The sequence below is a fragment of the Rhizobium sp. BT04 genome (assembly GCF_030053135.1).
Classification (GTDB): domain Bacteria; phylum Pseudomonadota; class Alphaproteobacteria; order Rhizobiales; family Rhizobiaceae; genus Rhizobium; species Rhizobium binxianense.
Genome location: NZ_CP125652.1, coordinates 2,465,611 through 2,490,000, shown reverse-complemented (window position 1 = coordinate 2,490,000; position 24,390 = coordinate 2,465,611). Strand labels below are relative to the sequence as shown.

The 24,390-nt window shown below is 58.0% G+C and carries 20 protein-coding genes, 1 tRNA gene, 2 rRNA genes and 3 pseudogenes (1 of these 26 only partly in view); 17 read left to right on the top strand and 9 right to left on the bottom strand.

The window, feature by feature from the left end; all coding sequences use genetic code 11:
* From QMO82_RS20620 to QMO82_RS20610, 3 genes are all read left to right on the top strand, one after another.
* A 23S ribosomal RNA gene (locus QMO82_RS20620) occupies nucleotides 1-1,413 on the top strand (it extends 1,477 nt beyond the left edge of the window).
* A 213-nt stretch (nucleotides 1,414-1,626) separates the two neighbouring features.
* Nucleotides 1,627-1,741, top strand: a 5S ribosomal RNA gene (rrf, locus tag QMO82_RS20615).
* Nucleotides 1,742-1,848: 107 nt separating this feature from the next.
* A tRNA-Met gene (locus QMO82_RS20610) sits at nucleotides 1,849-1,925 on the top strand.
* 206 nt (nucleotides 1,926-2,131) lie between these two features.
* On the opposite strand, the gene QMO82_RS20605 is transcribed toward QMO82_RS20610, so the two are convergent.
* The 3 genes from QMO82_RS20605 to QMO82_RS20595 all read right to left on the bottom strand — a co-directional run bounded on the left by QMO82_RS20605 (nucleotide 2,132) and on the right by QMO82_RS20595 (nucleotide 6,278).
* Nucleotides 2,132-3,321 (bottom strand): IS3 family transposase gene (locus QMO82_RS20605; RefSeq protein ID WP_183610642.1). Its coding sequence is split into 2 segments (ribosomal slippage): nucleotides 2,132-3,069 and nucleotides 3,069-3,321, totalling 1,191 coding nucleotides; the frame shifts between segments, so codons are not numbered across the junction.
* A 908-nt stretch (nucleotides 3,322-4,229) separates the two neighbouring features.
* Nucleotides 4,230-5,069, bottom strand: a complete 840-nt coding sequence (locus QMO82_RS20600) for an SDR family NAD(P)-dependent oxidoreductase (RefSeq protein WP_183610597.1) — start codon at nucleotides 5,067-5,069, stop codon at nucleotides 4,230-4,232.
* Between the two features lie 36 nt (nucleotides 5,070-5,105).
* A complete protein-coding gene (locus QMO82_RS20595) occupies nucleotides 5,106-6,278 on the bottom strand; it encodes an NADH-dependent flavin oxidoreductase (RefSeq protein WP_183610596.1) in 1,173 nt (390 codons plus the stop codon).
* A gap of 108 nt (nucleotides 6,279-6,386) precedes the next feature.
* Here QMO82_RS20595 and QMO82_RS20590 point away from each other — a divergent pair, with 108 nt between their 5' ends.
* The 4 genes from QMO82_RS20590 to QMO82_RS20575 all read left to right on the top strand — a co-directional run bounded on the left by QMO82_RS20590 (nucleotide 6,387) and on the right by QMO82_RS20575 (nucleotide 9,982).
* Entirely contained in the window at nucleotides 6,387-7,280 is an 894-nt protein-coding gene (locus QMO82_RS20590) for a LysR family transcriptional regulator (protein ID WP_183610595.1), read from the top strand.
* A gap of 383 nt (nucleotides 7,281-7,663) precedes the next feature.
* Nucleotides 7,664-7,978 carry a hypothetical protein gene (locus tag QMO82_RS20585; RefSeq protein WP_272784997.1) on the top strand — a complete coding sequence of 105 codons (315 nt, stop codon included), beginning with the start codon at nucleotides 7,664-7,666 and terminating at the stop codon, nucleotides 7,976-7,978.
* Between the two features lie 88 nt (nucleotides 7,979-8,066).
* On the top strand, nucleotides 8,067-9,266 hold the full coding sequence (locus QMO82_RS20580; protein ID WP_183610593.1) for a YcaO-like family protein: 1,200 nt from the start codon (nucleotides 8,067-8,069) through the stop codon (nucleotides 9,264-9,266).
* Complete coding sequence (locus QMO82_RS20575; protein ID WP_183610592.1) at nucleotides 9,263-9,982, top strand: TfuA-like protein; 720 nt, start codon at nucleotides 9,263-9,265, stop codon at nucleotides 9,980-9,982. The genes QMO82_RS20580 and QMO82_RS20575 overlap by 4 nt, the downstream gene beginning before the upstream one ends.
* Before the next feature lie 504 nt (nucleotides 9,983-10,486).
* Here the strand turns inward: QMO82_RS20575 and QMO82_RS20570 are convergent.
* Both QMO82_RS20570 and QMO82_RS20565 read right to left on the bottom strand, forming a co-directional pair.
* A complete protein-coding gene (locus QMO82_RS20570; RefSeq protein ID WP_246718429.1) occupies nucleotides 10,487-10,678 on the bottom strand; it encodes a hypothetical protein in 192 nt (63 codons plus the stop codon).
* Nucleotides 10,679-10,803: 125 nt separating this feature from the next.
* The gene (locus QMO82_RS20565) at nucleotides 10,804-11,757 is read right to left on the bottom strand and encodes a LysR family transcriptional regulator (RefSeq protein ID WP_183610591.1); all 954 of its coding nucleotides are present in this window, start codon (nucleotides 11,755-11,757) and stop codon (nucleotides 10,804-10,806) included.
* Nucleotides 11,758-11,805: 48 nt separating this feature from the next.
* Here QMO82_RS20565 and QMO82_RS20560 point away from each other — a divergent pair, with 48 nt between their 5' ends.
* On the top strand, nucleotides 11,806-12,126 hold the full coding sequence (locus QMO82_RS20560; RefSeq protein WP_183610590.1) for a nuclear transport factor 2 family protein: 321 nt from the start codon (nucleotides 11,806-11,808) through the stop codon (nucleotides 12,124-12,126).
* Complete coding sequence (locus QMO82_RS20555; protein ID WP_183610589.1) at nucleotides 12,126-12,905, top strand: SDR family oxidoreductase; 780 nt, start codon at nucleotides 12,126-12,128, stop codon at nucleotides 12,903-12,905. The genes QMO82_RS20560 and QMO82_RS20555 overlap by 1 nt, the downstream gene beginning before the upstream one ends.
* Before the next feature lie 20 nt (nucleotides 12,906-12,925).
* Here QMO82_RS20555 and QMO82_RS20550 read toward each other — a convergent pair whose 3' ends face one another.
* On the bottom strand, nucleotides 12,926-13,393 hold the full coding sequence (locus tag QMO82_RS20550) for a MarR family winged helix-turn-helix transcriptional regulator (protein WP_183610588.1): 468 nt from the start codon (nucleotides 13,391-13,393) through the stop codon (nucleotides 12,926-12,928).
* Between the two features lie 143 nt (nucleotides 13,394-13,536).
* On the opposite strand from QMO82_RS20550, the gene QMO82_RS20545 reads away from it, so the two are divergent.
* The 3 genes and pseudogenes from QMO82_RS20545 to QMO82_RS20535 form a co-directional block, all read left to right on the top strand.
* Entirely contained in the window at nucleotides 13,537-14,331 is a 795-nt protein-coding gene (locus QMO82_RS20545) for an alpha/beta fold hydrolase (RefSeq protein WP_183610587.1), read from the top strand.
* A 185-nt stretch (nucleotides 14,332-14,516) separates the two neighbouring features.
* The gene (locus tag QMO82_RS20540; RefSeq protein WP_183610586.1) at nucleotides 14,517-16,151 is read left to right on the top strand and encodes a GMC family oxidoreductase; all 1,635 of its coding nucleotides are present in this window, start codon (nucleotides 14,517-14,519) and stop codon (nucleotides 16,149-16,151) included.
* A 93-nt stretch (nucleotides 16,152-16,244) separates the two neighbouring features.
* Nucleotides 16,245-16,349: pseudogene (locus QMO82_RS20535) on the top strand (DUF3606 domain-containing protein); the annotation flags it as partial.
* Between the two features lie 201 nt (nucleotides 16,350-16,550).
* Here QMO82_RS20535 and QMO82_RS20530 read toward each other — a convergent pair.
* Together QMO82_RS20530 and QMO82_RS20525 are read right to left on the bottom strand one after the other, a co-directional pair.
* Complete coding sequence (locus QMO82_RS20530; RefSeq protein WP_275035615.1) at nucleotides 16,551-16,682, bottom strand: hypothetical protein; 132 nt, start codon at nucleotides 16,680-16,682, stop codon at nucleotides 16,551-16,553.
* Nucleotides 16,683-17,510: 828 nt separating this feature from the next.
* Nucleotides 17,511-18,578 carry a cyclic nucleotide-gated ion channel gene (locus QMO82_RS20525; RefSeq protein WP_183610585.1) on the bottom strand — a complete coding sequence of 356 codons (1,068 nt, stop codon included), beginning with the start codon at nucleotides 18,576-18,578 and terminating at the stop codon, nucleotides 17,511-17,513.
* A 236-nt stretch (nucleotides 18,579-18,814) separates the two neighbouring features.
* Here QMO82_RS20525 and htpG point away from each other — a divergent pair, with 236 nt between their 5' ends.
* Nucleotides 18,815-20,701: a molecular chaperone HtpG gene (gene htpG / locus QMO82_RS20520; RefSeq protein WP_183610584.1), complete on the top strand. Its 1,887-nt coding sequence runs from the start codon at nucleotides 18,815-18,817 to the stop codon at nucleotides 20,699-20,701.
* 151 nt (nucleotides 20,702-20,852) lie between these two features.
* Nucleotides 20,853-21,194, top strand: coding sequence for a hypothetical protein (locus QMO82_RS20515; RefSeq protein ID WP_183610969.1), 342 nt, complete (start codon nucleotides 20,853-20,855; stop codon nucleotides 21,192-21,194).
* 202 nt (nucleotides 21,195-21,396) lie between these two features.
* On the opposite strand, the pseudogene QMO82_RS20510 reads toward QMO82_RS20515, so the two are convergent.
* A pseudogene (locus tag QMO82_RS20510) lies at nucleotides 21,397-21,659 on the bottom strand (SMP-30/gluconolactonase/LRE family protein); the annotation flags it as partial.
* Between the two features lie 618 nt (nucleotides 21,660-22,277).
* On the opposite strand from QMO82_RS20510, the pseudogene QMO82_RS20505 reads away from it, so the two are divergent.
* The 3 genes and pseudogenes from QMO82_RS20505 to QMO82_RS20495 all read left to right on the top strand — a co-directional run bounded on the left by QMO82_RS20505 (nucleotide 22,278) and on the right by QMO82_RS20495 (nucleotide 24,390).
* Nucleotides 22,278-23,071 (top strand): annotated as a pseudogene (locus tag QMO82_RS20505) (hypothetical protein).
* Nucleotides 23,072-23,275: 204 nt separating this feature from the next.
* The gene (locus tag QMO82_RS20500; protein WP_183610598.1) at nucleotides 23,276-24,064 is read left to right on the top strand and encodes a DUF2092 domain-containing protein; all 789 of its coding nucleotides are present in this window, start codon (nucleotides 23,276-23,278) and stop codon (nucleotides 24,062-24,064) included.
* Nucleotides 24,061-24,390, top strand: a complete 330-nt coding sequence (locus QMO82_RS20495) for a hypothetical protein (protein ID WP_183610582.1) — start codon at nucleotides 24,061-24,063, stop codon at nucleotides 24,388-24,390. Before QMO82_RS20500 ends, QMO82_RS20495 begins: the two co-directional genes overlap by 4 nt.

Genomic DNA, 24,390 nt, shown 5'->3' with positions numbered 1-24,390 from the left:
GCCCCTAAGGCGAGGCAGAAATGCGTAGTCGATGGGAACCACGTTAATATTCGTGGGCCTGGTGGTAGTGACGGATTGCACAAGTTGTTCTGGTTTATTGGATTATCAGGGCAGCGGAGCGGTTCCAGGAAATAGCTCCACCGTATAGACCGTACCCGAAACCGACACAGGTGGTCAGGTAGAGTATACCAAGGCGCTTGAGAGAACTATGTTGAAGGAACTCGGCAAATTGCACGCGTAACTTCGGAAGAAGCGTGACCCCATTTTACGCAAGTATGATGGGGTGGCACAGACCAGGGGGTAGCGACTGTTTATCAAAAACACAGGGCTCTGCGAAGTCGCAAGACGACGTATAGGGTCTGACGCCTGCCCGGTGCTGGAAGGTTAAGAGGAGAGGTGCAAGCTTTGAATCGAAGCCCCAGTAAACGGCGGCCGTAACTATAACGGTCCTAAGGTAGCGAAATTCCTTGTCGGGTAAGTTCCGACCTGCACGAATGGCGTAACGACTTCCCCGCTGTCTCCAACATAGACTCAGTGAAATTGAATTCCCCGTGAAGATGCGGGGTTCCTGCGGTCAGACGGAAAGACCCCGTGCACCTTTACTATAGCTTTACACTGGCATTCGTGTCGGCATGTGTAGGATAGGTGGTAGGCTTTGAAGCGGGGACGCCAGTTTCCGTGGAGCCATCCTTGAAATACCACCCTTATCGTCATGGATGTCTAACCGCGGCCCGTCATCCGGGTCCGGGACAGTGTATGGTGGGTAGTTTGACTGGGGCGGTCGCCTCCGAAAGAGTAACGGAGGCGCGCGATGGTGGGCTCAGACCGGTCGGAAATCGGTCGTCGAGTGCAATGGCATAAGCCCGCCTGACTGCGAGACTGACAAGTCGAGCAGAGACGAAAGTCGGTCATAGTGATCCGGTGGTCCCGCGTGGAAGGGCCATCGCTCAACGGATAAAAGGTACGCCGGGGATAACAGGCTGATGACCCCCAAGAGTCCATATCGACGGGGTTGTTTGGCACCTCGATGTCGGCTCATCGCATCCTGGGGCTGGAGCAGGTCCCAAGGGTTTGGCTGTTCGCCAATTAAAGCGGTACGTGAGCTGGGTTCAGAACGTCGTGAGACAGTTCGGTCCCTATCTGCCGTGGGTGTAGGAATATTGACAGGATCTGTCCCTAGTACGAGAGGACCGGGATGGACATATCTCTGGTGGACCTGTTGTCCTGCCAAGGGCATAGCAGGGTAGCTATATATGGACGGGATAACCGCTGAAGGCATCTAAGCGGGAAACCCACCTGAAAACGAGTATTCCCTATCAGAGCCGTGGAAGACGACCACGTTGATAGGCCGGGTGTGGAAGTGCGGCAACGCATGAAGCTTACCGGTACTAATAGCTCGATCGGCTTGATCGTTCTCATTGACTATGCTCATCAGCCAGAGGCTGATGATGCTTGACCTTCTGTCCTCACGCGCTGAAAGCGCTGCGGACGGCGCGCCAAACGATTGGCGACGCGCTTTGCGCTTGCGGCCTCTGGCCGACGGTGCCTTGCGAAAGGTAAGACGTGTTCAAAAAAAAACAGGCTAACGCCTGCCAGCTTCTCAAACATTAAGTTGCGCTTTGCCGACCTGGTGGTTATGGCGGGGTGGCTGCACCCGTTCCCTTTCCGAACACGGCCGTGAAACGCCCCTGCGCCCATGGTACTTCGTCTTAAGACGCGGGAGAGTAGGTCGCTGCCAGGTCTGCAAAACGCAACTTTTTGAAAACAATCTTCTCATTCACAGACAACGGCCCATAGCCGAAACAAAAGGGCCGCTCTCAAAGCGGCCTTTCGTGTTAAAATATATCTCGCGGGGTGGAGCAGCCCGGTAGCTCGTCAGGCTCATAACCTGAAGGCCGCAGGTTCAAATCCTGCCCCCGCAACCAAATTCCAAGTAGACACCAGAGCGATATCGCTGGCGCGAAGACGTCATCTTCGCTGGCGATGGTAGCTCCTCGTCCTGCGGACCATAACCTGAAGGCCGCAGGTTCAAATCCTGCCCCCGCAACCAAACAAAAAGGCCCGCTGCAAAGCGGGCTTTTTGTTTGGTAATGGGTCGAGGAGTTAACGCCTCTGACCTGCCACGGAAGTTTCATCCGGCTGTGATTAGAGCCTCGGCGGCTTTGAATACGCCAACTGGCGCGGTAGGAGCAACCGGCGGAAACGCGAAGCTTTCATCTTGCGCAGCGTTGGAGCCGGTTGCGGCGATGCTCCCGGCGTAGCCTGCCGGGGTCTGGTATCCGAGCGACGAGTGTGGCCGGAAATGGTTATAGTCGTCAGCCCATTCAGCAATGGCGCTGCGGGCATGATCGAGGCCGAAGAAGAGGCTCTCGTTGAGCAACTCGTCGCGCATCCGACCGTTGAAACTCTCGACATAGCCGTTCTGCATCGGCTTCCCCGGCGCGATGTAGTGCCACTCCACCTTGTGATCCCTCGACCAGGCGAGAATGGCATTCGACGTTAGTTCGGTGCCGTTGTCGGAGACAATCATTCCGGGCTTGCCGCGTCGTTCGATCAGCGTCGTCAGTTCTCGAGCAACACGTCGACCAGAGATAGACGTGTCCGGGATCGCTGCCAGGCATTCGCGCGTCACGTCATCAACGACATTCAAGACCCGGAATCGTCTGCCGCAGGCAAACTGGTCGTGGACGAAATCCAGCGACCAGCGGGCATTGGCTTTCGCCTCGACCAGGATCGGTGCACGCGTGCCGACAGCACGCCGCCGGGCCTTTCGCTTGCGAACGGAAAGCCCTTCCTCGCGATAAAGACGGTATATGCGATTGACGCCGGACGGCTCTCCATCTCGCCGAAGCAGGATGAACAGCCGACGGTAGCCAAAACGCCGCCGCTCGTTGGCGAGGTCGCGCAGCTTCACTCGCAGATCGACCTCCGGCGGTCGACTTGACCGATAACGGATCGTCTTGCGGTCGGCAGATATGATCTGGCAGGCCCGACGCTCCGAAAGACCCATGACGGCCTTCAGATGCGTGACGGCTTCACGCTTGGCGGCAGGCCCTACCATTTTTTTGCAAGAAGCTCGCGGAGTGCGGCTGCATCCAGCATCTGCTCGGCCAGCAACTTCTTTAGCCTGGCATTCTCGTCCTCGAGCGCCTTCAGACGCTTCGCCTCGGAGACGTCCATGCCGCCAAATTTGGCTTTCCAGTTATAAAACGTCGCTTCTGAAATCCCGTGCTTGCGGCAGAGGTCGGCTGCCTTCGCGCCAGCCTCCTGCTCCTTCAGCACCGCAATAATCTGCTCTTCCGTAAATCGCTGCTTCTTCATTCGTCCGTCCTTTAACAGGCCGGACTCTAATCCATTCTGGAGGAAATTCTCAGTGGCAGGTCACCTCTTCAGGGGCCCGCAAGAAGGCGAAGCCGACAAAGCGGGACAGAAAACCACAAATCCTGCCAGCGAAACCAACACCTTCAAAGATCAGCATCTTGCGTCTCCCGCGGCTTCTTATACGCCGCCGGGCCGCAGGAACAATCAATGATCTACCATGAAGATAAGCCGTGCGGCGTCGCGCTTCCCATCATTGTCATCCTTTCGCTATGGTCGCTATCGTCGGCAGCCTAGTCGTGTCATCACGCCACCAGCGTTGGCTCGGTGTGGGTTCCTGTTCGATCGGCTGGCCCCTGATCTCTCGCGGCGCCCAAAGACGGTACTTCCGATCCGACTATGAGCACCTCTGATGTCGGACGCCCCTGCTTAGCGTCGTCGTCGCTCAAGTGTGTGCGGCGGGGGGTGATCGTGGTCATGCTGCGGCGCAGGGGAGGCAGCGTAAGATGCCGTTTCTGATTCATTCAAAGACGATTGTCGAACTTGAATCCGACGGCAGGCCGGCCCCGTGCGGGTCATATACAAAGACGGAGGGTTTTGGTCTCTTCCTGATGTCGCGCTCGTGATGAAAACCATCGCGCAGGTTCCGTCGAGCGATCTCCCTACCTTATGCGGAACGTGATCTGAGAGGTGTGCGATGAAGCAAGGGCCGTTTTTTTCCTCGTCGTCGACAATCGAGCATGATTTCCTCAACCGTCCCGACCCACCTTGAGAGGCTCATCTTGTTGATGTCGAAGTCAGGTGGCCTTCGGTTCAGGGAAGTTGCCAGCTCGTGCTCGAGATCTTGGAACGACGTTGACACTTTGAATCGGCGCGAGCGGGGGCACTCCTGGCGCCCCCGCAAGGAAACCCTAAGCCTTCTCGTCGAAGTCAAGTGAACTTGAAAGGTCCCGGTAGGCATCAATCTGCTGCTGAAGCAGCGCGATTTTCTGTTCCACCATGCCAATAGCATCAGCTCCGGCGATGAACCGGCGAGGCAGCTCCGGTTCGTTGACCAGGGTGATCAGTGCTTGGGCGAGTTTTGCGGGATCGCCGCTTTGCCGGCCATTGGCGGATTTCCAGAACGCGCGGTGCTGGGCGCGCCGTTCGTCATAGCCGCTGACAGACAGCGGGGCGTATTGAGTGGATTCGTCGGTCAGCAATTCGGTGCGGAAGAAGCCCGGATTGACGATCATCGTTTCAATACCAAACGGCGCCACTTCCGGCTGCAGCGATTCCATCCAGCCATCGAGGGCGAACTTCGAGGCAGAATAAGCGCTGCAGAACTCAAAGCCCAGCAGGCTGGCCGTCGACGAGATCGAGATGATCTTGCCGGAGCCCTGCTTGCGCATCACCGGCAATACGGCCCGCGTGACATTCATGGGACCGATGAGATTGCTGGCCAACTGCAGATCCATCTGGGCCGGCGTCAATTCCTCAAAATAGCCTGCGTAAAAGTTCGCGGCATTGTTGACCAGCACGTCGATGCGACCAAAACGTTCTAATGCCGCTTTGACAGCGGAGTCCGCATCGGCAGACTTTGTCACGTCCAGCGTGACGACCAGCAGGTTTTCCGATTGACCGATGGCCGCGGCAACACGCTCAGGATTTCGGCCGGTGGCGACGAGCTTGTCGCCGGACGCCAGGACCGCCTTGGCGAAATCGAGCCCCATGCCGCGTCCAGCGCCTGTGATCATCCAGACTTTACTCATAGAATTCTCCTTGATGGTGAGTTGTGTACCGACACTTTATGCGTTGGCCTTCCGCCGCTGCGCCGCATGATCATCGTTGATCTTGAACCAGCCGCCGGCTGCCTCGATGACGCCCCAGAGCTTGGTGGGAAGCGAGATTTCTGGGATCGTCGTCGTCCTGATCTCCGTCTCGATCAGATCGCCGTTGCCGCTCTTTGACAGTTCGACCCAGTCCGGGTTGATCACCAGCCCTTGGCCGACAGCTACAAGCGAGAGGCCGAGATCGAGGGCACGCTCCGCTTGTTGAGGCGTTCTGACCTGGCCAGCGGCAAGGACTGGAACGCGCCCCGCAACCCTGGCGGCGACCAACTCAGCGATCATCCGATCATCGCCAGCGTCGACCGGCTTAGCATCGAGTACGCTCGACAGCGATGCATGGATGTAGTCCACACCGCAATCGATGAGACGATCGATAAGCCCGTAGGTGTCCTCAATCCGAAGCCCGCCCGGTTCTGATTCCTCCGGGGAGATCCGGTATCCCAAAAGGAAGGGCCGCGTCGCGTATGTGTCCATTACCCGCTTGACTTCGAGGACCACTGCGAGCGGGAACCGCATCCGGTTTTCCAGCGCGCCTCCCCATTCGTCGTTGCGCTGGTTATAGAGCGGCGAGAAGAAGTTCTGGATCAGGAAGCCATGGGCACCATGGAGTTCGACACCGTCGAAGCCTGCTTCGATGGCACGGCGAGTTGCTTGCCCGAACGCCGAAATCACATCAAGGACTTCGTCATGGCTCAGAGCACGTGTAGCGACCCCACCAGGATTGAACGGGCCGGGGGGAACTTCGAGCGCACTGGCGCTGACCACGTCCCTGTCCGGGATCAGCTCCGGCACGGCCTTGTTCCCAGCGTGGAAAATCTGAAGAATCGCGGGTGCGCCGCCGCTCTTGGCGGATTCCGCGAGCCGCCGCAGACTTGGCATGAAGCTGTCGTCATAAGAGGCGAATTCGCCCGTGAAGCCGATGCCATCGGGCGTGACGTGCGTGCAGCCTGTCACAACGAGGCCAACGCCGTTTACCCTGCGTCGATAATACGAAACTTCCTCATCCGAGACGGTTCCATCGTCATTCGCCGACCATGTCGTCATCGGGGCCATGGCGACCCGGTTTCGAAGCGTGAGCCCGTTGGCGAAGGCGAACGGTTCAAACATTTTGGGCCTAGTTTCCATGAGCAATGGTCTCTCTTGTTGCCGGTTCAACGGTTTGTGAAGCGACAGATAGCTATGAAGACAAACGATGATTAGCCGCTGTAATCTGCATGAAGTTAGAAATGGAGCTGATAAATGAGACACGGTGACTTCAGCGAACTTGCAGCCTTCATCGCCGTCGCAGAGGCCGGAAGTTTCACCCGCGCCTCCGCCAAACTCGGGCTTTCACAGTCCGCTGTCAGTTATTCGGTAAGGATGCTCGAGCAGAAGCTCGGGGTACGGCTGATCTCCCGCACCACACGAAGCCTGTCACTGACCGATGCCGGCGACCGTATGCTGCGAAGCCTTCGCCCCGCCTTTGAACACATCGAGAGCGAGATCGCGGCCGTCACCGCACTTCGCGACAAACCCGCCGGCACTATTCGCATCACAACATTCCGGCATGCCGCCCGAACCGTGCTTTGGCCTGTCATCACGAAGTTCTTGGCGGAGTATCCCGATATCGACGTGGAAGTCAGTGTCGATGAGGGTTTGACCGATATCGTGGCCAGCCGGTTCGACGCGGGTATCCGCGTTGGCGAACAGGTCCAGAAAGACATGGTGGCCGTCAGGATCAGCCCGGATCTCCGCATGGCCGTCGTCGGATCGCCGTCCTATTTCGCGAAGCGCAAAATCCCGCAAACCCCTCGCGATCTCGGTGAGCATCGGGGCGTAAGCTATCGGCAGACCACCGGTGGAGGGCTTTATGCCTGGGAGTTCGAACGCGACGGGGAAGAACTCCAGGTCAGGATGAACGGCCCTTTGATCATCAACGACGGCGAAATGCTGGAGGCGGCTGCCTTGGACGGCTTGGCGCTCGCCTATACATTCGAAAGCCAGGTCGCACAGTACATAAATGATGGCCGGCTGATCCGCGTTCTCGACGACTGGTGTCAGCCGTTCTCCGGCTATCATCTCTATTACCCAAGCCGACGTCAGCATACGGCTGCGTTCGCGCTGCTCGTCGAGGCGCTCCGATTCAAAAGCTAGCGCTCCGCCAGGCTATTCAGTCAGCGCTCGAATGCGCAGGAACGAGTCAACATCCATTTTGAACACCAATGCGGCGGCTGCGTTACGACATCAAATAACAACGTTGGTACACGATGATCCGGACAGCTTGGGTTGTGCAAAAATGTCCAAGAATTGATCAGATTTTCCCATTGTCTTGCGCCGAAAGCCCTTCGCACGATGCAGTGTGCGCATTGCACTAGCAGAAGTGGTAAACTGTATCCCTGTGCCGGCACTTTGTCCCAATGTGTTAAGAAATTCAACCGGCTTGTACGTGGTAAACGTTGTGCTATGTTTTCTAGGCTAACTAGCAGAAATGAATTTTCGCAATCGACTTATCCCAATTATCTTTAGAGGAGAATTCCATGTCTAGGATGATGATTATGGGCGTGAAGGGCGAAGAAGGCCTTTGGCTTGTTGACTTCGACGCCGGAGCCGTCACCGCGATGGCCGGAAAACGCGAAGACTACTTGATTTCAGCCGCCGGCCCGGCACCCACGGATAATGAAGCGCTCGATTTTGCGGAGTACTTCGAGACCAAGGACGAGGCCTTCTCCGGCCACGTCTGGAGGACTCCGGCGGTCGATCTCGCCGTTGGTTTCGAGCCCAAGGAAGCCGCCTTTTCCGGTCATGTCTACCGAACTCCGGCGGTTGACGCTCCTGCTACCAAGGTGAACTAAGTAACATCACCGGCGGAATCTGCTCTGCATAGGCTTCGAACAGGATGGCCTGCGCTTTGATTCCGCCGCATTCGGTTTTGGTGGCGGTATGACTTCTGTTGCACGGTTGACGTATTATTCCGACCGCAGTTGCTCACCGCATGAGACCCTGGCACGAATAACGCCCTCGCTTTCGAAATACGGCATCACCCGTCTCGCTCGTCTGACGGATCTCGACAGGATAGGCATCCCGGTCTGGAATGCCATCGCGCCCAACTCCCGATCGATCGTCATAAATCAGGGCAAGGGGATCGAAGATATCGACGCCAAGGTCTCGGCGGCAATGGAAGCGCTGGAGCGCGCAGTCGGCGGAAATCCGCAAATCGAAGTCCGCCTCGCAAGCATCCGGCAGCTGGAATCGGAGGGCTCCTTTGCTGAGCCCCTGGATTGTCTGATTTTGGCGGGTCAAGACGATGTGCGCCCCGAGGAAGCGCTCCGTTGGGTCCAAGGCTACGATATCATTGCGGATAGACATGTTTGGGTGCCTTACGAGGCAGTCCTGCTCGACGACACAAAGTCGAACAGATTCTGGCAGTCATCTGATGGCCTTGCGTCAGGGAATATTCGCGTTGAAGCGACTTTCCACGGATTGCTGGAACGGATCGAGCGTGACGCCGAAGTTCTCTGGCAGTTCGCGTCCGTCGCGGAGAAAAGCACAAACTGCATCGATATCAGCTCGTTTCGTGACCCGGTTCTGAGCGGCCTTGCGCAACGGATTCGCGATGTCGGCTTCAGGCTTCAAATGTTCAATCGGACCAGCGACATCGGTGTGCCGTGTTTTGAAGCCTTCATTGCGCCCGACGCGCCGTCTGGGGATGAATTGCGCTATATCGAAGTGACTTACGGCGCGGGCGCGCATCCCAATCCCGGCCGCGCGGCGATCAGGGCGGTCACCGAGGCAGCGCAATCGAGGTTGACCTTCATCAGCGGTGCCAGAGATGACATCCATCCTGAAACCTTTGCGCGTCCGCTTCCCGCTCATCTGCGGGAGGTGCTCTTCATCGAACCGACCCACGAAGCGCATGCCCCCGACACTACGACCGGAGGCACGATCCATGACATGCTGCGCGACGTTATCGCGCGACTCATGGCGGTTGGGGTTACGTCGGCGATCGCCGTGGACATGAACTCAGGGGAGGAGGACTTCAGCGTTGTGAAAATGCTCGTTCCACAATTGGAAAACCTGGACGGAAGGCGGAAACGACGGTTTGGCCCCCGCGCGCTGAAACGGATATTGAGAACCAGATGAAAGTGATCTTTGCGGGACCGACACTCCATGGTGCCATTTTGCCGTCAAATACTGACTATGAGCTTCGTCCCCCCGCAAGGCAGGGTGATTTCTTCAGAGCCATTCAAGACGGCGCCAACATTATCGGGCTCATTGACGGCATTTACGAGTATGTTCCTGCCATCTGGCATAAGGAGATTCTGTTTGGACTTTCTCAGGGCGTCCATATCTTCGGAGCTGCGAGCATGGGGGCGCTGCGAGCAGCGGAGTGTTCCGCGTTCGGCATGGTCGGCCTCGGAGAAATCTATGAGGGCTTTGCAAGCGGCGTATTGGAAAACGATGCGGATGTCGCTCAATCACATGCTCCGGCTGAAATGGGATTCCTTCCCCTCAGTGAACCTCTTGTCAACGTTCGCGCGACGATTTCGCAATGTTTGCAACGCGCGCAGATTACGAGCGCTGAACACGATCAATTGCAGAACGCCGCAGTGGGGATCTTCTTCAAGGATCGGACCTATCGCCGCGTTGTGCGATCTGCGATTCAGGACGCTGATCGCGTGGGTGCTGTGCTGGCAGTCCTGCGTGCCAACAATGTCAATTTGAAGCTACGCGACGCACAACTGCTTGTCGAAACCGTGATCAGCATGCCGGATTGCCGCTTTATTCCTGAATTCAGTTGGAGGTTCGAAGCGACCAGCGTTTGGAACGCGATGTTTCCAACAATAGAATCGCCCTGATCGTCACTGCCTTCACCGCCATTAACGCCGCAGAGCGGTGAACAGGAGACGTTAGGAGAGGTCAAAGAAGCAGTTCTTAATTTACCTTAGGTTGTTTTCCGCCTACCCGCTGATCTATCAGAATGACATCATTTTGGCATCACTTCAGCCATTTTGCAACCAGATTGACACTCTGAGAAACAAATAACACGTTGTAATTTTTGACAAAAGGCCAATCTTTGTGTGCCTGCGGGGCTTGATGAATCCTTCATGGCGCGCCGTTTCATGTGGACCAGCTGAGTACAACCAAAACGGGTTAGCGGCCGATAACTGGCCTCGACCCGAAGTTTCGCGCGAGGCCTCTCTCTGCCGGATTGTTGATGACCTGATCGGTCTCGCCGGCCTCGATCCAGATGAATGCTTCGCTTACGTCCAAGACCACGTTCCCCTACGATCGGGGCGTCTCATGCCGAGCAGCTTCTCACAGGTCAGCTTGGCCTCTCATGGCGACGCCAGTCGTCACGGTTATAGCTGAGATTCGAGCGGCAGCCACTTGATCAGCCAGGCTGTCACGCGCCGGGCAATCCCGGCATCCGGCTCGACTCGGAGGAGAGTATTTTTCCCGTCGACGACCTTAAGCCACCGCACGGATCCCTTTTCGAGCGTTAGGGGATAGCTCAAATCCGCATCGGTTTCTACGGCAAAGATCGCGTCCATTCGCTCGACAAGATCCCGTGACTCGAACAGACAAATCAGAGGCTTGAGCAAACCAATCTATGGACCGACGGTTCGAATCCCTTCAAGGCGAGGTAGTTGGTTTTAATGGGCGCTTCGTGAGCGGTTCACCCGGCTGTCGGTCGCGAGAGTTCACGAGCTAATTCCAAGAACGCTCTGACTCCGGCCGAGAGGTTTCGGCGCCCGGGGTAATACAGGCAAAGCCCCGGATATGGGGGCGTCCAATCTTCCAGAATACGGATGACGCGCCCCGCCTCGATCTCCGAAAGAATGTCTTGTTCAAAAATATAGCCGACGCCGGCACCTTCAAGCACCGCAGTCCTTGTCAGGCTGGCTTCATCGAGCGCAAGCGGTCCCCGCACGTCAATCTGCACTTGCTCGCCGTCCTTCTCAAAACGCCATCTAAACAAGGAGCCGTCCGGCAACCGAACACGAATGCATCTGTGATTGAGGAGGTCAGGAGGAACCACGGGCTTGCCATGCTGCTCGAAATACTCGGGAGAACCAACCACGGCGTGTCGTTGAGGGCGGCCGAGCGAAACGGCGATCATGTCGCTGGGAACGAGGCTTGCAACCCTGACGCCCAGATCGAAACCGTCCTTGACGATATCGACCATTTTTCCTTCGGTGACGATATCGACATTCATGTCGGGATAGCGGCGCAGGAACTCAAGCACGAGCGGTGAGATGATGGCGCGCGCCGCAAACGGGGCGGCGTTGATCCTTATCGTTCCTGAAGGTGTCTCGCGTTGCGAGCGCACCAGATCCAGAGCGGCATGGAGATCCTGGAGCGATGGCGCGACCTGCTGCACAAAGATCCTGCCGGCATCTGTCAGCGACACGCTGCGCGTGGTGCGGTTGAACAATCGCACACCCAGTCCCGCCTCAAGCCTGCCTATCGTGTGGCTCAGCGCGGTCGTGGACATGCCGAGATCTATGGCGGCTGCGCGGAATGTCCCGCGCCGGGCAATCGCGGCGGCCGCTTCGAGTTCCTTCAGGCTGGCCTGTTCCATTGTCCCGATCTGTTCAATATCGCATGCCGGTTTATCCCACTTATTCATGCAATGGTCGAGCGCTAACTATCGGGTCAGATCATGAGGAGAAACAGGATGGATATGCCCGATATTGTGAACATTTACTTTGACGCAGACAGCCGCAGCGACGTGGATACGCTGTTGAACACCTTTGCGATTGAAGCGGTCGTCGAAGACGAGGGAGCTCGCCATCAGGGCGCCGTCTCAATCCGCGAATGGTGGGTGGCGGCGAAGGAGGCGACGCACTACGTTGCCGAACCTGTGGAATCCACCGTCGATGGCAACAAGGCCGTTGTTCGCGCCAAGGTGAGCGGCCAGTTTCCTGGTAGTCCTGTGACTCTCACCCACGCCTTCACTATCAAGGGCGACAAGATCGTCAGGCTGGAGATCTTATAATGGCCGACTTTCTCAACCTGAGAGGCAAACGGGCCCTCATTACGGCCGGAACCAAAGGTACAGGTGCCGCGACCGTCAGACTGTTTCGGGAACTAGGCGCGCAGGTGCTGACGACAGCGCGGGCCCGTCCGGAAAACCTGCCGGAAGAATTGTTCGTCGAAGCGGATCTGACCACCGAGGAAGGCTGCGCAATCGTGGCAGACGTCGCGGGCCAACGTCTCGGCGGCGTCGACGTCATCGTCCATATGCTGGGTGGCTCTTCAGCAGCTGGCGGTGGATATTGCGCTCTTACGCACGACGAATGGCAAAAGGAACTGTCGCTCAACCTCTTTTCGGCCGTTCGCCTGGATCGGCAACTGGTTCCGGACATGGTCGCCCGGGGAAACGGTGTGGTGGTGCATGTGACATCCATCCAGAGAGTCCTGCCGCTTCCGGAATCGACGACCGCCTATGCTGCGGCCAAGGCGGCACTTTCCACCTACAGCAAGGCGATGTCGAAGGAAGTGTCGCCCAAAGGTGTCCGGGTCGTTCGGGTGTCGCCAGGCTGGATCGAAACGGAAGCTTCGGTTCACCTTGCAGAGCGCTTGGCGAAGCAGGCCGGAACAGACCTTGAGGGGGGCAAAAAGATCATCATGGACGGGCTTGGTGGCATTCCGCTCGGTCGTCCGGCAAAACCGGAAGAGGTCGCAAACCTGATTGCGTTCCTTGCCTCCGACCGGGCTGCATCGATCACTGGTACCGAATATACGATCGATGGAGGGACAGTGCCAACAGCCTAGGTGCCGACATGCACGGCAAATCAGGTCGGTGCGTCCCATCCGCCGATCTGGGAATAGATCGCGTTGCGGAGATGACGGACGTCGCGGTTCAGAGCGCCCAATTCCTGTGGCGTCTGGGTCGAAGCTGCAAGCAAGGTGTCGCTGAGACAACCAGCCTTATGCTGCAACGCCCGGCCTTCGTCGGTCAACGCAATCAGCACCTGCCGCTCGTTGCTCAGGTTTCTCGTCCTACGCAGCAGGCCGGATGTCTCAAGGCGCTTTAGAAGCGGCGTCAGCGTGCTGGATTCCAGGGCAAGGGCGTTGGCAATGGCACCCACCGTCTGCCCATCTTCGCTCCACAAAACGTTGAGCACGAGGTACTGCGGGTACGTCAGGCTCAACTCGTCGAGAAGAGGTTTGTAGGCGCGCTGGATTGCAATTCCGGCAGTATAAATCGCGTAGCACAGTTGGTCGTGCAGGGGGGGTGGGTCGTTATGGCGTTCGGTCATTCTGAGCTCCTGTGGATCTCCATATAACCTATGCAATAGCAAAATTAAATATCGCGATAAGAATTATGTTGACGCGGAATCTAAAATCTGACAGCTTATGTATATCGCGATAACAATTATCGCGGTTAACGAGGAGACAGCCCATGACACGCAAGACCACGACCACCGTAGCCGCAATCGCTGCTGCGGCCTCACTGTCCGCTGCCGCATTGCCGGCGAACGCCGCGGACACCATCTCTCAAGGCCAATCCGTGAGAAATGTTGTGCTCGTCCACGGCGCCTTTGCAGACGGTTCTGGCTGGAAGGGTGTTTATGACAACCTCACGAAGCGGGGCTATCGCGTTACCATTGTCCAGAACCCCCTGACGTCTCTCGAAGACGATGTCGCGGCCACCAAACGTGCGCTGGAACGGCAGGATGGTCCGGTCATTCTCGTTGGACATTCCTGGGGCGGCACGGTCATCACGGAAGCTGGCATTGATGCAAAGGTTGCAGGCCTCGTTTACGTCTCGGCTCTCTCTCCTGATGCAGGCGAGACGACGGCTCAACAATACGAAGGATTTGCTCCCGCATCGGAATTCGTCATCGAGACCACGAAGGATGGCTTTGGATATGTCAGTCCGGAAAAGTTCAAGGCTGGTTTCGCTCATGACGTCAGCGATGCGGATGTTGCGTTCATGAGGGATGCGCAAGTCCCGATCAACATGTCAGCGTTCGGCACGAAGCTCGAACATGCTGCCTGGCACACCAAGCCCAGCTGGGCTGTGATTGCTACCGAGGATAAGGCATTCGATCAGGCCATGCTGATCCACATGGCGGAACGCATCAAGGCGAAAATCACCAAGGTGTCAGCGAGCCACGCTCTGTTCATGACGCAGCCGACGGTGGTCGCGGATACCATTGATCAGGCCGCCAAGACTGTCTCAGCGAAGAAGTAATGACAGACGCAGTTTCATCGGGACAGCCCGCACTGTCCCGATGACGACGAGCAAGGGCTGTCGAACCGAGCGAGGTCGGCCCAAAGCGAGCACATAAAAGGCCGCACGATCTCGGACTAGGATCCATTGCCCGCATTCCCCAACACTTTTGCAATTTTCCTCAATCCATTCACGGAGGTAACCACGTGAAGCTGAATAGTCATGACAAGAATGCACCCGAAAATCCGCCCATTCCTCAGAGCGAGGTCGGTGTTGTTTTCGACTTCATCGTCTGCGGCGCCGGGTCCAGCGGCTCCGTTGTTGCCGCACGACTGGCAGAGGATGGAAACGCAAGTGTCCTGCTGCTCGAGGCAGGCGGGGACGATGCGGCCGAGACCGTTACAAACCCTGCGCAGTGGCCGCTCAATCTCGGCTCGATCCGGGACTGGGGTTTTGTCGGACAACCGGCACCTGGCCTGGACGGTCGACGTCTTCCTCTCAGCATGGGAAAAGGGCTCGGTGGCGGTTCGAGCATCAATGTCATGGTGTGGGCCAGAGGACACAAGGGAGATTGGGACCACTTTGCCGCTGAAGCCGGCGATGACGCGTGGGGCTATCAGTCTATCCTCAGCTACTATCGCCGGATCGAAGATTGGCAGGGCGCTCCGGACCCAACGCGTCGCGGCGTGGGAGGACCGGCCTACGTAGCGCAGCCGCAGGCCCCCCAACCGATCGCAGAGGCCTTGTTGCGTGCGGCATCCACTATCGGCATTCCGGTCTACGATAGCCCGAACGGTGAAATGATGGAGGGCCCGGGCGGCGCATCCATCGCTGAACTGCGGATCCGGGATGGCAAGCGGGAGTCTGTCTTTGGATCCTATGTCCGCCCGCTCATGTCGCGCCCAAACCTGACTGTGCTGACCGACGCACTGGTCACGCGCCTCATCTTCGATGGCAAGCGCGTGACGGGGGTGGAGGTTCTCGTCGATGATCAGCGATGTCAATTCACGGCGCGTTGCGAGACCGTACTGTCGCTAGGCGCGATCAACACTCCGAAAGTGTTGATGCAGTCGGGCATAGGTCCGGAAGATGAGCTGCAAGCCCACGGCATTCCCGTGGTTCAACACTTACCTGGCGTTGGGCGCAATCATCAGGATCATCTCGCATTCGGCTGCACCTGGGCATATCGAAAACCAGAAGCCGTCGGTGGTAGCGGCTGCGAAGCAAAACTCTACTGGAAAAGCGTCTCGCGTCTCGCGCAGCCGGACATTCTTCAGTGCCAGTTGGAGTTCGCTGTGCCGTCGCCGATCGAGACGGGTCTCGAAACCCCGCAACATGGCTGGACAATGTTTAATGGTCTCGCCCAGCCGAAAAGCCGCGGTCGGTTGCGGCTCTCCGGCCCGAATGCATACGACCAGATCCTGATTGAGCCAAATTCGCTCAGTGAGCCGGAAGACATGGGTGCCGCGTTGGCGGCGGTTGAGCTATGCCGCGAACTGGGAAACAGCGAAGCATTCACCTCGCTGGTATCCAGAGAGACTGCACCATGCGCACACGACCGATCGGGGATGATCGACTTTATCCGGCGTTCGGCCGTGACCTATTGGCATCAATCCTGCACAGCCAAAATGGGACGCGACAGCATGTCCGTGGTCGACAACGAACTCAAGGTCTACGGTATCGATGGCCTGCGCATCGCAGACTCCTCGATCATGCCGCGGATCACAACTGGAAATACGATGGCACCCTGCGTTGTCATTGGGGAGCGGGCGGCTGATCTCATTCGGACGACGCATAGCCTTCCGAACTTGAGCGGAGGACCGGCATTCTCTGGGGCCTGAATGTTGCCTCGAGCTTCGACAAGAGGCCGCGTATAATGTAGATACGATTTTGCGAAGCGTTGCTGGCATCGACCCCGATCGGTTGGAGCAGGGTACGAAGCAATGAAGGAAGCCGTCTCGAAAGGTGCCGTCAAGAAGGCCGTGAAGAGCGCTGGAAACTCACGGAAGAAGGTCGAGGCCGAGATTGGTCGCCGTTAGGCGGCCGCGCGGCGTTGCCTTGTCCGCGGACGAGGCAGTCCCTGTGATCCGACCGCGCCTTCTTCCAGTCGTAGACATATTCCCCTGGTCGATTGCCGAGCAGCTCCTTCCAGGCAATACGGTACCGGATGGATTGCTCGCTGCTTTCCGAGCGATGGACCGAGATGCCCTAGACGCGAGACCGGACGTCGAGCGCTACCCCTATTGCCCGCCGAGTTTCCAACTGTCCCCAGACGGGCAGGCTACGCCGTTGAAGCGCGTCATGCCGTCGAGCGATTGCCGACTAGTTACAAAACCGCGACATCCGTTCGGCCCATCGTTACTGGCATCGATCTGTTCGATTACGCCCGCGCTGCCCGTCGATGGGTTGGCCCATGCAAGAGCAGTTGCACCGACAGCACCGCGACCGACTGCACCGCCTGATCGGTCAAAGGCGGCTGGTGCTGAATTGCTGACTGGGCGAGGGGCGTCTCAAGCGGCTCGATATGCGAGCATGCCGCCAAAGCCGCGATGCTCATCGCCGAGATGAAGTGCTTCGGATTCATCGCTTGGATAAAGCGCTTTGCCTGTTGTGTTTCAAGTTACGAATAGTTCACAATCTGGCGAGGTCCGAAGAGAACGCGGTCAATTGGAGACGGCGCGAACTTGTTCTCCAAAGTGTGGAGAGGCCTTTAATGAGCTTGGGGCCCGAAGCTGCCATTGCGACGCTTCGGACGACTTCGATTTACCAATTTTTCCGAGCTGTCCATTTACGCTGCCTTTGCTCAAAAGAGGCGGCGATAATGGACCCGCTGGGAACCTCCGAAAGGACATCGAAACAGCACTGCTTCCTTTACCAGGGGGTGGATGAGCGTGGATGAAGGCAGCAATCACGCGGGCATAATCGGCCTCAGACTTGCCGTAGCTGCCGCTGGCCTTGTGATTTAGCCTCTCGGGCTGCCTACAACGATGGTCGCGCGGGACGCCTTGATCATTCCTTCGCCCCCCTGTTTGCCTCGACGAAGTCCAGCATATGGCGCTGAAGATTAATCTCGTAGGGAGCAGCATCATGAGCCGGCCGACGCTCCCCGCCGACGGCGGCCCGCGCAGTCATCCTGCGCTATGAGTCGGTCAGTGCGTAACCCCACCGGCTGCGGCAATGCCGCAGCCATCAGGCTTGGATTATTCCTTCGGCGGCCCACCCCGCCGCTCCAGCGCCGTCTTGCGGATGGTCTCCGCGATCTCCGGACTACTGCTCGACAACATCTGGAAATCCACGGCATAGAGCGACAGCAGCGATACCTCGGTTGCTGCGCTGACCGTCGCTGAGCGCGGTTCGCCACTGATCAGCGCCATCTCGCCAAAGAAGTTTCCGGCACCGAGTTCCACTGGATGGTCGGGTGTCGCCACGGTGACCCGCCCCTCGACAATGAAGAACATCTGATCGCCAATATCGCCCTTGCGGCAGATCACGGCACCAGCGGGGACAATGCGCGTTCGCAGCGCCCGAACGATCTCGATCAGTGCAGCGGAACCAAGCTTCTGGAACAGGGGTACGGCAGCTACCAACTGCCAGTTGCGAACGAAGTCTTGGCGGCGAACCTCTTCGTAGAAGCCGGTGGCGAGGATGCCGGCCCAAAGTGCAAAAATACCGATCCCGCTCATCATCACCAATCCGGCCAGAACTCGACCTGCAAGGCTCTGAGGGATCTCGTCACCGTAGCCGGTCGTCGACAACGTTACGACCGCCCACCACATCGCCTGCGGAATGCTGCCGAATTTCTCGGGTTGGGCATCTCGCTCGATGATATAACCGGCCAACGCAGCGCCAAAAAGAACGATGCCGAACACCGATGTCACGCCAAGCAGATTGCGCGATTCATTCGCGACCACCTTTGCCAGCAGCCTGAAAAAGGTCGAGTCGCGCAACGGCTTGAGAAGCCAAATGGCGCAATAGAGGTTTCGATCACGGGACCCGACGAACAAGAATGCAGCAGCCGGAACCAGAACCGCGAGTAAATCGATCACGAGGGCCGGCATCCCGCCCGACAAGCGGTGTCGCCGTGAAAGCAATGTGCCGCTCAATTGGAGGACATAGGCCAGCCAAATTGCCCCAAGTAGCAGCTCAAAGACAAGCCTCTCCTGACGACTAAGGCCCTGCGTCGTCAGTGTAGCAACGACCAAGAGACCGATTGTAGCGAACAGCGCGTTGAGCGGCGTCGAAATCTTTGAGAACGGCACTGCCGACATTACATACTCCCCAACCGCCCGGTATTCGTCGACAATAGATACCTTCGGGCCACACACAAGGGAACGAGGGACTGATGCAATGTGTCTTCATACCGGCCATTCAGCCGTTGCAATGAAAATGGCACTGCGCGACGGTATATTTCGGCCCGCGACTACCTGTTTTTGGATCTTGAATTTTGAGCCTGGTTTCGCCAATTGATCGGCGCAAATTGCATTTCTTTGGAGAATCCGAGCACATGACGACAACTGTCGAACAGACCGCTGAAAGCCACGTCTTTGAGGCCGATGTTGCCCGCCTTTTGCAGATGATGGTCCACTCCGTTTACTCGGACAAGGGCGTTTTCCTCCGCGAATTGATCTCGAATGGCGCCGATGCCTGCGAGAAGCTGCGCTATGAGTCGATCGAGACGCCGTCGCTGCTGGCGGCCGATCCCGAGAGCCGCATCACGCTGCGGCTTGATGAAGAGCGCCGGCAGCTTGTCGTGGAGGACAACGGCATCGGGATGCGGCGTGACGAGATGATTGAGGCGCTCGGTACGATCGCGAGGTCGGGGACGCGGGCGTTCATGGAGCGGATCGCAGAAAACAAGGCCGCTGAAGGCGCACAATTGATCGGACAGTTCGGCGTCGGCTTCTATTCCTGCTTTATGGTCGCCGAGCATGTCGATGTGATTTCCCGTCGCGCCGGCTCAGAGGAGGCCTGGAAATGGTCCTCGGACGGGAAGGGGAGCTATAGTGTCGAGGCGGCAAACCTCGTCGAAGCGCCACCCCGCGGTACGCGCATCGTCCTGCATCTGATGGAAGATGCCAAGACGTACACCTCAAGGTGGACCGTCGAAAGAATCGTCAAAGAACAATCCGGTCACGTCCCGGTCGCGATCCGCATTATCGACAAACCCGGTGGCGAGCCGGTCCAGATAACGGACGGGACTGCGCTGTGGACCAAATCGAAGAGCGAAGTCAGCAAGGAAGACTACACCGACTTCTACCGCGGCCTCTCTGGGCAATACGACGAACCGGCCCTGACCGTGCACTTTCGTGCCGAGGGGCGGCACGAATACACAGCCCTGGCGTTTGTACCGGGAACGCAGCCGTTCGACATGTTTGATCCGGAACGCAAAGGAAGGATGAAGCTTTACGTCAAGCGGGTCTTCATCACCGACGATGCGGAACTGATGCCCCGATATCTGCGCTTCGTGCGAGGGCTGATCGACACGGCTGATCTGCCGCTCAACGTTTCCCGCGAGATGATCCAGGAGAGCCCCATCCTGGCGGCAATCCGCAAGGGTGTCACCAACAGGGTTATCACAGCGGTCGAGAAACTGGCTGACAGCGAGCCGGAGACCTATCTCAAGTTCTGGGAGAATTTCGGACCCGTCTTGAAGGAGGGCATTTACGAGGATTACGAGCGGCGCGCGCAATTGATGGCGCTTGCACGATTTCACACGTCGGCTTCGCCGGAAGGGCACCGTTCACTTGCCGAATACGTCAAAGACGCCAAAGAAGGCCAGAATGCCATCTACTATCTTGCGGGTGGCAGCCTTGACCAGCTGAAGGCGTCGCCGCAGCTCGAAGGTTTCCGGGCGCGAGGCATCGAAGTGCTGCTGCTAACAGACTCGGTCGACAGCTTCTGGGTGGTGAACGCGCCGGAATTCGAAGGAAAGGCGTTCAAATCGATCACGCAGGGAACTGCGGATCTGTCGCAATTTCCAAGGCTCGACAATCAAACGCCGCCCGAACAGGACAGCGCCGGTTTGGCGACATTTATTGGCTTCGCTAGAGAAAAACTGGCCGGTCAAGTCGCCGATGTTCGGGCATCCGACCGCTTGACGGAGAGCGCGGTCTGCCTGGTTGCGCCGGAGGACGGCTATGACAGGCAGATGGAAAAGATCCTGCAAAACGCAGGCCGTCTCCAGGGAGCCACCAAACCGATCCTCGAAATCAACCTGGCACATCCCGTGATTAAAGCCATCGCGGCCGTCGAGGACGATGCGCCCTATCAAGAGGACGCAACGTTCCTGTTGCTCGACCAAGCGCGCATTCTCGACGGGGAGCGGCCACAAGATCCCCGAAAATTCGCGCAACGGCTGGCAAGGGTTTTGGAGAGGTCAGTTCGGACGTAGGGTTAGCCTGTTCACGCTTTGCTGACCGACGTGGCGATCTTGCTGGGTCAGCTCAAACCCGCTCGGCGCCATGTCAGGAGCCGAAGCCTTCCCGGCTCCCATGGCCAAGGGTTGCATCAGCTTGCTGTCGCGGCCCTCGCCGCTCGGGACAATGCGCATCATCATCGGCTGGCTGGGGTTCGGTGGCTGCGAGGAGTTCCGTCAATGCTCCAAAATGCTCCCGCGCCGTCCGCAGTACATCAGCGCCGGCAATAGGAAGATCGATGACGGCTTCGAGCGCACGAACGACACGGCGGGCAGCTCGGCGGATTTCACGAGAAGACATATCGGATTTCAGGATCTCCGTCGCCAGGATGAATTTGGCGCGGTAGCTCATCGCGTTCTGGGAAGAGAGCTGCCATTGGCGGTAAATCTGTTGCATGGCGTCTTAACGCGTCAGTTGCCGAAAACGTCGCCCATCATCTGCAAACATAGTGAATCGCATTTTAACTAAAACTTAAGCGTAAGTTAGTGGAGTCTTATTAAACTGTCGCGCTTGGGCCGGCGCTCGCATTGTTTCAGTGCCCTGCCAATAGCCAGATAGGGCGACGGCCGCCGGGGGCACGCCTCGATGAGAATCCCGTCATACAGGAAGTAGGAACGTGCCGTGTCCGCCGGGTGGCCCGATATAGGCGCCAGTTCGCCAGCCTACGCGTCTGGGCGCCGGTTGCTGCGACGTAGACCGAATAGAGTGAGCGGGTGGCGGCGATGAAGAGGTGGTTGCGTTTGGGCCCGCCGAAGGGTGAGGTTTGCAACCGTCAGGGGGACACGGATCTTGCCGATCAGTTTCCCCGTCGTGTCGAAGGAAAAGACGCCATCGGCTGCGCTCGACCAGAGTTCCGTCCACATCGGTGCGGATGCCGTCCGGAATGCCGTTGTCGAAGTGGCAGAAGACGCGACCGTTTGCGAGTCGGCTGCCAACTGCTCGGGTTCGATAACTTCAGGGACTTCCTACAGGTTTTCCGTCAGCACATCCGGGAGATTTCGATTCAAGTCGCGGACACCCTGTGCTGACAGGGAAGCCGCAATCCGCCACGAATGACATGAGTTCGATAAATAAGCGTTACGCCTCAGAGACACCCTCGAATCTCGACCAATTTTACAAGCCTCTGTGCGATCAGGCCCCCGCAACCAAACAAAAAGGCCCGCTGCAAAGCGGGCTTTTTGTTTGGTAATGGGTCGAGGAGTTAACGCCTCGTCAGAGGCCCGCAAGAAGGCGAAGCCGACGCGGCGGGACAGAAAACCACAAATCCTGCCCCCGCAACCAAATGCCTTCAAAGATAAGCTACACAAATGCCCGCCGCGTGCGGGCTTTTGCGTTGCTAGACGTCAGAAACGATAGTCCTCCGAGTTGCGATCGATCTTCGCGCGGCGACTAGATAGTTGCTAAAGAGATAATATTCTAATATACGTAGATCAGGCGCTTCTTATATTTCCATGAAAGCAAGCAACGTCCGCCCATTCGGCGGCGCCTATTATCCTATTCAGAGGGCATTCCGATTTCATGAAGTAGATCAGAGATTTATAGGGGGGAATCATGCGAAAATTTCGATCTTCTCTACCGACCTCTCCGTATCGGAGGCGTCGTCTTCTATCGGTAATCTCCGGGTTGTCCGCGTTCTGCGCGGTGGTGTTCTTCGCCGGGATTGCTTCAGCGCAAGCGCCGACCGAAGAGCAGCGCGATGCCATCAGGGCAGAGTGCCGCTCCGATTTCATCGCAAAATGCTCCGGGGTGACACCGGGAGGCATCGAGGCACTCACCTGTCTGCAGCAGCATAGCGCGACGCTTTCGGCGGGCTGCCGGAAAGCAGTTTCGGCGGTGAACGTCAAACCTAAATCGACATCCGCGGAGCCAACGCCGACTGCACCTGCAAATACAGCAGTGACCGCCCCGGCGCCTGCGACCGGCACGCCGGCGGCTCAACCGACGCAGGCGCAGCGAAATGCGGTCAAATCGGCCTGCCAGCGCGATTTCATGGCGCAATGTTCCGGTGTCACGCCGGGAGGTGCAGCGGCGCTCAGCTGTCTGCAACAGCATAACGCTGCTCTATCGACGCCATGTCAGCAAGCGGTTGCAGCATTGGGGGGATCGTCGGCGCCGACGACTGGCGATGCGGCTGCCACCGGTGCGATTACGCCGGCCCCTCGGGCAATGATGCCGGCCTTCTCCCCACGTGAGGAAGTGATGATCCTGCGGGAAACCTGCGGAGCGGACTTCCAGGCCCTGTGCCGCAGGTGCCTTTAGGCGGAGGGCGGGGCATTGCCTGCCTGCGCGACAATCTGCAACGCGTGTCACCGGCCTGCCATCGCGTGTTGACCTCGGGATTGTAGTGCGCGTTTGAAATTTGCACTCTGAAAGAGTTCATCGCGCGCCAGCGAGAAATTCGGTGCGCGATCCTGCAAAGGCCGGCTGACGGCCGTTTTTCCGCATGCATGCATTGCATCTCTCACATTTCATGTCCGGCTGCGGCAGGTCCGGCAGCCGCCATCTGCAATTCGATGAAATCAATGACGACACCAACGAAAGGCATTGCCATGTCATCGACTTTCTCTTTGCCGCGATTGAAGCGGATCCTCCTCTATACTTCGCTTGCCGCCAGCCTCGCGCCGGCGGGCAACGCATGGGCGGATGATGCGAAAGCCCTGCTCAAGACGATGTCCGATTTTCTGACGGCGCAGAAGACGATATCCTTCACCTACCAATCGTCGCTCGAAGCGGTAACGCCTGCCTTCGAGAAACTCCAGTTCGTAAGCTCGGGCACGGCCAACCTGACGCGTCCCGACAAGTTGCGCGTCACCAGGACCGGCGGCTTTGCCGACCTCGACGTCAGTTTCGACGGTTCGTCGCTGACGGTGCATGGCAAGAATCTCGACGCCTATGCCAAGATCGATGGCAAAGGTTCGCTCGATGAGTTGATCGACAGGCTGATGACCGCCGGCGTCGAGGCTCCCGGCGCCGATCTGCTGTCCACCAACGTCTACGACACGCTGATGTCCGATGTGACCGAGGGCAAGCATATTTCCAGCGCTTTCGTGGACGGGGTCGAATGCGAATATCTGGCCTTCCGGACAGCCGAGATCGACTGGCAGATATGGATACAGAGCGGCCCGCAACCGATACCCCGCCGTTATGTCATCACCAGCAAACATGTCGTCCAGGCGCCGCAATACACGCTCGAAATCAGCGATTTCAAAAGTGGAGCGGATGTCGCGGCCGTTTCCTACACCATCGAGGTTCCAGCCAGCGCCAAGACAGTCGATCTCAGTGAGCTGCAATCGCTTGATGAGTTGCCTGAGGCTGCCGATGTAGGAGAGGTAAAATGACCTATAGGAAGCTGTTTTTCGCCCTCGGCCTGGCCGGTGTTCTGACATTCACCGGCTTTCACATCGAGGGGCAGGGGTCCATGCCGGTGCCGATCGGCTTGGCCACGCCGGCGGGCGCTGTCATCGGCAGGCCGCTGACGCCGCTCTCTTATGCGGGCGTGGCCCGCCGGACGACGCGGCGGGTCGTCACACGCACGACGACGACCATTGCCGTGCTTCCGGCGGGCTGCCGCTATGGTCCTTATTACGGCGGCTATTATTACCGATGCGGCGGGTATTATTACGCCAAGAGCGGCAACGTCTATGTGCAGGTGATCGTCCAATAA

Coding starts and splice junctions, on each gene's coding strand:
- QMO82_RS20600 (WP_183610597.1), bottom strand. CDS start 5,069: ATGAGTAAAGTCTGGATGATCACAGGCGCTGGACGCGGCATGGGGCTC.
- QMO82_RS20590 (WP_183610595.1), top strand. CDS start 6,387: ATGAGACACGGTGACTTCAGCGAACTTGCAGCCTTCATCGCCGTCGCA.
- QMO82_RS20585 (WP_272784997.1), top strand. CDS start 7,664: ATGTCTAGGATGATGATTATGGGCGTGAAGGGCGAAGAAGGCCTTTGG.
- QMO82_RS20580 (WP_183610593.1), top strand. CDS start 8,067: ATGACTTCTGTTGCACGGTTGACGTATTATTCCGACCGCAGTTGCTCA.
- QMO82_RS20575 (WP_183610592.1), top strand. CDS start 9,263: ATGAAAGTGATCTTTGCGGGACCGACACTCCATGGTGCCATTTTGCCG.
- QMO82_RS20570 (WP_246718429.1), bottom strand. CDS start 10,678: ATGGACGCGATCTTTGCCGTAGAAACCGATGCGGATTTGAGCTATCCC.
- QMO82_RS20565 (WP_183610591.1), bottom strand. CDS start 11,757: ATGAATAAGTGGGATAAACCGGCATGCGATATTGAACAGATCGGGACA.
- QMO82_RS20560 (WP_183610590.1), top strand. CDS start 11,806: ATGGATATGCCCGATATTGTGAACATTTACTTTGACGCAGACAGCCGC.
- QMO82_RS20555 (WP_183610589.1), top strand. CDS start 12,126: ATGGCCGACTTTCTCAACCTGAGAGGCAAACGGGCCCTCATTACGGCC.
- QMO82_RS20550 (WP_183610588.1), bottom strand. CDS start 13,393: ATGACCGAACGCCATAACGACCCACCCCCCCTGCACGACCAACTGTGC.
- QMO82_RS20545 (WP_183610587.1), top strand. CDS start 13,537: ATGACACGCAAGACCACGACCACCGTAGCCGCAATCGCTGCTGCGGCC.
- QMO82_RS20525 (WP_183610585.1), bottom strand. CDS start 18,578: ATGTCGGCAGTGCCGTTCTCAAAGATTTCGACGCCGCTCAACGCGCTG.
- htpG (WP_183610584.1), top strand. CDS start 18,815: ATGACGACAACTGTCGAACAGACCGCTGAAAGCCACGTCTTTGAGGCC.
- QMO82_RS20515 (WP_183610969.1), top strand. CDS start 20,853: ATGCGCATCATCATCGGCTGGCTGGGGTTCGGTGGCTGCGAGGAGTTC.
- QMO82_RS20500 (WP_183610598.1), top strand. CDS start 23,276: ATGTCATCGACTTTCTCTTTGCCGCGATTGAAGCGGATCCTCCTCTAT.
- QMO82_RS20495 (WP_183610582.1), top strand. CDS start 24,061: ATGACCTATAGGAAGCTGTTTTTCGCCCTCGGCCTGGCCGGTGTTCTG.